General features: G+C 64.2%; 5 protein-coding genes and 1 pseudogene. 5 read left to right on the forward strand and 1 reads right to left on the reverse strand.

Annotated features, from left to right (window positions below; translation table 11 throughout):
- Positions 1–72 precede the first annotated feature (72 nt).
- The 4 genes from DBR23_RS07750 (at position 73) to DBR23_RS07765 (ending at position 3,084) form a co-directional block, all read left to right on the forward strand.
- A complete protein-coding gene (locus tag DBR23_RS07750) occupies positions 73–894 on the forward strand; it encodes a transporter substrate-binding domain-containing protein (RefSeq protein WP_108497847.1) in 822 nt (273 codons plus the stop codon).
- A gap of 68 nt (positions 895–962) precedes the next feature.
- Positions 963–1,637, forward strand: coding sequence for an amino acid ABC transporter permease (locus DBR23_RS07755; protein ID WP_056057034.1), 675 nt, complete (start codon positions 963–965; stop codon positions 1,635–1,637).
- Between the two features lie 6 nt (positions 1,638–1,643).
- Positions 1,644–2,297, forward strand: coding sequence for an amino acid ABC transporter permease (locus tag DBR23_RS07760; protein WP_056057035.1), 654 nt, complete (start codon positions 1,644–1,646; stop codon positions 2,295–2,297).
- Complete coding sequence (locus DBR23_RS07765) at positions 2,281–3,084, forward strand: amino acid ABC transporter ATP-binding protein (RefSeq protein WP_108497848.1); 804 nt, start codon at positions 2,281–2,283, stop codon at positions 3,082–3,084. The genes DBR23_RS07760 and DBR23_RS07765 overlap by 17 nt, the downstream gene beginning before the upstream one ends.
- A 131-nt stretch (positions 3,085–3,215) precedes the next feature.
- Here the strand turns inward: DBR23_RS07765 and DBR23_RS07770 are convergent, their stop codons facing one another.
- Positions 3,216–3,584: an EF-hand domain-containing protein gene (locus DBR23_RS07770; protein WP_056057038.1), complete on the reverse strand. Its 369-nt coding sequence runs from the start codon at positions 3,582–3,584 to the stop codon at positions 3,216–3,218.
- Between the two features lie 316 nt (positions 3,585–3,900).
- On the opposite strand from DBR23_RS07770, the pseudogene DBR23_RS07775 reads away from it, so the two are divergent.
- Positions 3,901–4,131: pseudogene (locus DBR23_RS07775) on the forward strand (hypothetical protein); the annotation flags it as partial.

Genomic DNA, 4,131 nt, shown 5'->3' on the forward strand with positions numbered 1-4,131 from the left:
CCCCAGTTCCATCCCCCCAGCGTCTGACCCAGACGCCCCTGCCGACGCATCCACCTACCTAGGAGCCCTGCTATGACCACCGTCCGCACCGTCACTTCGTCCACCCGCCGCCTGACCCTGGGCGTGCTTGCCGCCACCTGCCTCGCAGCGGCCCTGATGGCACCTGCAGCCCACGCGCAGAACGCGCTGGACAACATTCTCAAGGCCAAGGAAATCAAGATCGCCATCCCCACCGACTACCCGCCCTACGGCTTTGTCGGCACCGACCTCAAGCCCCAGGGCCTGGACGTGGAGATGGCCAACTACATCGGCACCAAGCTGGGCGTCAAGGTCGAGCTGATTCCCGTGACCAGCGCCAACCGCATCCCGTACCTGCAAACGCAGAAGGCCGACCTCGTGATCTCCACGCTGGGCAAGAACCCCGAGCGCGAGAAAGTGATCGACTTCACTGCGGCCTACGCACCGTTCTTCCAGGCCGTGTTTGCGAGCAAGAGCCTGAACATCAAGAGCTTTGCCGACCTGGCGGGCAAGACGGTGGCCGTGACGCGCGGCGCCATGGAAGACCAGGAGCTGGCCAAGGTCGCGCCTGCCGGCGTGGACGTGAAGCGCTTTGAAGACCACGCCGCCAGCATTGCGGCCTTTGTGTCGGGCCAGACGCAGGCCATTGCGACCAGCGCATCGACGGCGGGCACCATCATGGTCAAGAACCCCAACCTGGCCACCGAATACAAGCTGCTCCTCAAGGACAGCCCGAACTTCATCGGTGTGGCCAAAGGCGAAGACAAGCTGCGCCTGCGCGTGAACGAAATCATTGCCGAGGCCCGCAAGTCGGGCGACATCGACAAGCTGTCCAACAAGTGGCTGGGTCGTCCTGCGGGTGACCTGCCCCTGTGATGCGGCGCACAGGATGAATTGCTGAAACCCAGGGGCCTGCGGCGCGACAAGCGGCGCAGGGCACAAGCATGCTGATTGCGCTCGATTTTTCCGCCGTCCTCACGTCGTGGCCGTTGCTGGTGCGCGGCGTGGTCTGGACCATAGCCCTCACCATTGTGGGCACCGTGCTGGGCCTGCTGCTGGGCACGGTCTGCGCCTGGGCGCGTGCGCGCAACCTGGGCCACCGTCCCACTGCGCTGCGCTGGGCCGTGGCCAGCTATGTGGAGCTGGTGCGCAACACGCCTTTCATCGTGCAGCTGTTCTTCCTGTTCTTCGGGCTGCCCGCGCTGGGGCTCAAGCTCTCGCCCGAGTTTGCATCGGTGCTGGCCATGGTGATCAACCTGGGCGCGTATTCCGCCGAGATCATTCGCGCAGGCATCGAGGCCACACCCCGTGGCCAGATCGAAGCCGCGCACAGTCTGGCGCTGACGCCGGGCCAGACCTTCCGGCGCGTGGTGCTGCCGCCCGCGCTGCAAAAGGTGTGGCCCGCCATGGTCAGCCAGATCATCATCGTGATGCTGGGCTCGGCCGTGTGCGGGCAGATCTCCACGCCCGAGCTGAGCTACGCCGCCAACCTGATCTCCAGCAACACCTTCCGCGCTTTCGAGGCCTTCATCCTGGCCACTGCCGTGTACCTGGTGCTGTCCATGCTCACCCGCCGCCTGCTGATGTGGGTGGGCGCCCGATTCTTGGTGGGGAGGTAAATCGAGATGGTTGAATTTTCCCTGTGGGACATCCTGCGCAACCTGCTGCTGGCAGCGCGCTGGACGGTGTCCCTGTCCCTCATCGCCTTCATCGGTGGTGGCCTGGTGGGCCTGGTGCTGCTGGTGCTGCGCCTGTCCAAAGTGCGTGGCGTGGACCGCGCCGTGGGCGCTTATGTGCAGGTGTTCCAGGGCACGCCGCTGCTGATGCAGCTGTTCCTGGCCTACTTCGGCATTGCGCTCTTTGGCATCAAGACCTCGCCGTGGACGGCTGCTGCGGTGGCGCTCACGCTCTACACCAGTGCCTACCTCACAGAGATCTGGCGCGGCTGTGTGGCCTCCATCCCCAAGGGGCAGTGGGAGGCGGCGCAGAGCCTGGCGCTCAACTTTGGCGAGCAGCTGCGCCACGTGGTGCTGCCGCAGGCGCTGCGCATCGCGGTGCCGCCCACGGTGGGCTTTCTGGTGCAGGTGATCAAGGGCACGGCGCTGGCTTCGGTCATCGGCTTTGTGGAGCTGACCAAGGCGGGCAGCATGATCTCCAACGCCACCTACAAGCCCTTCCTTGTCTACGCCTGCGTAGCGCTGCTGTATTTTGTTTTGTGCTTCCCGGTGAGCCTGGTGGCGCAGTCCCTTGAAAGGAAACTCCATGGCCATCGCCGCTGAAGCCTCCGCAACCAAACCCACCCTTGCGCACGACGGCATCGTGGTGGGTGAGCCGCCCATTGTGGACATCACTGCGCTGCGCAAGTCCTACGGCAGCAATGAAGTGCTCAAGGGCATCGACCTGAAAGTGCAGCGCGGCGAGGTCATCGCCATCATCGGCAAGAGTGGCTCGGGCAAGAGCACGTTGCTGCGCTGCGTGAATGGGCTGGAGGAGTTCCAGGAAGGCGCCCTCAGCGTCAACGGCCAGAAGCTGCTGCACGACAGCCCCGCCGCCATGCGCGCGCTGCGCCAGCAGGTGGGCATGATCTTCCAGAGCTTCAATCTGTTTCCGCACCTCTCTGTGGGCCGCAACATCATGCTGGCGCCCACGCTGGTGAAGGCGCGCGATGCCAAAACCGCCGAGGCGCAGGCGCGGCAGCTTTTGGCGCGCGTGGGGTTGGGCGAAAAGTTTGACGCCATGCCCGACCAGCTCTCGGGCGGCCAGCAGCAGCGCGTGGCCATTGCGCGCGCACTGGCCATGGAGCCGCAGGTGCTCCTGTGTGACGAGATCACCTCGGCGCTGGACCCTGAACTGGTGGGTGAGGTGCTGCGCGTGGTCGAATCGCTGGCGCAAGAAGGCATGACGCTGATGATGGTCACGCACGAGATGGCGTTCGCCCGCAAGGTGAGCGACCGTGTGATCTTCATGCACCAAGGGCGGGTGCATGAGCAGGGCACGCCTGCCCAGCTGTTTGGAAGTCCGCAGACGCCTGAGCTGCAGCAGTTTTTGTCATCGTTGCACGACTGAAATTCATTTGCTGCTGCTTGTACGCACAAAGGCCTGCCCACGCCCTGGAGTTCCAGCGCGGGCAGGCTTTGCGGTTTGGTAGTTGCGCCTACCCCGGCCTCTGGCTCAGGGCAGTTAAGCGGTGTGCAGGGTCAGGACTGCACCCCCTTGTCGAACTCGGCGCGGGACAGAGATCCGTTCTTGTCGGTATCGAGTTCCTTGAAACGTTGGCTGATGGCTGGTAGCGTGGCGGCCTCTTGGGCGCTCAGCTGACCGTCCTTGTTGGTGTCGGCCTTGTCAAATGCGGCGGCCGCTGCGGTGGAGACGCCGCCACTGCTGGGCCCCACAGAAAAAGGCGAGCCTGACTGTGCGGTGCTCTTGCTTGCGGGGCCAAATTGGGGAGGAGAGGAAGAGGAGGACGTCTGTGCCTGCAAGGCACCCACACCACCCAGAGAGAGGGCGGCGAAGAGCATCACGCTGCGTGTGTCGAACGAGTAGTGGCGTCGTTGCAGTGCTTTCATGGTGAGCCTGGCTCCTTGGAAGTTGAACAGGGTTGCATTGCACCGCAGCAAAGCGTGCCGCGCCAGCACTCTTGCCTGCTGTTGCCTCACTCTACATTTGCCAGCGCGGTGTAACGCGGCACGCCTGTTGTGTGTAGATGTCCGCACAGTTTGTAGCCAGACGCAAGCGTCCCCTGGTACGCGTTCACACCCCACATGCTCAGGCGCTTGGCCTGACCTGCAGGCCCGTGAACGTCCTACAAGCGGGGGCGGGGTGCGGCAAAACAATGCATCCAAGCATTTCGCTTGATCGCACGTTTTTCTGAAGGAGTTCTCCATGCAAAAGCAAACCGTCTTCGCCGCTCTGGCCGCATTGGCATGCACCGCTGCGCTGGCCCAGGCCCCCGCCAACAGCAATGCGCGCCCTCCGTCCGAGGTGAACCCTTCTGCATCCGGTGGTGCGGCGGCGTCCAAGGCACAAAACAAGGTGGACACGCGCAGCGCCAACAGCAGCGCCATGCCTGCCAACCCCGCAGCTGGCGACGGACGTGCGGCTCCGGTGGCCGAG

The organism is Acidovorax sp. HMWF018 (assembly GCF_003061035.1).
Lineage (GTDB): Bacteria > Pseudomonadota > Gammaproteobacteria > Burkholderiales > Burkholderiaceae_C > Acidovorax > Acidovorax delafieldii.

Coding starts and splice junctions, on each gene's coding strand:
- DBR23_RS07750 (WP_108497847.1), top strand. CDS start 73: ATGACCACCGTCCGCACCGTCACTTCGTCCACCCGCCGCCTGACCCTG.
- DBR23_RS07765 (WP_108497848.1), top strand. CDS start 2,281: ATGGCCATCGCCGCTGAAGCCTCCGCAACCAAACCCACCCTTGCGCAC.
- DBR23_RS07755 (WP_056057034.1), top strand. CDS start 963: ATGCTGATTGCGCTCGATTTTTCCGCCGTCCTCACGTCGTGGCCGTTG.
- DBR23_RS07760 (WP_056057035.1), top strand. CDS start 1,644: ATGGTTGAATTTTCCCTGTGGGACATCCTGCGCAACCTGCTGCTGGCA.
- DBR23_RS07770 (WP_056057038.1), bottom strand. CDS start 3,584: ATGAAAGCACTGCAACGACGCCACTACTCGTTCGACACACGCAGCGTG.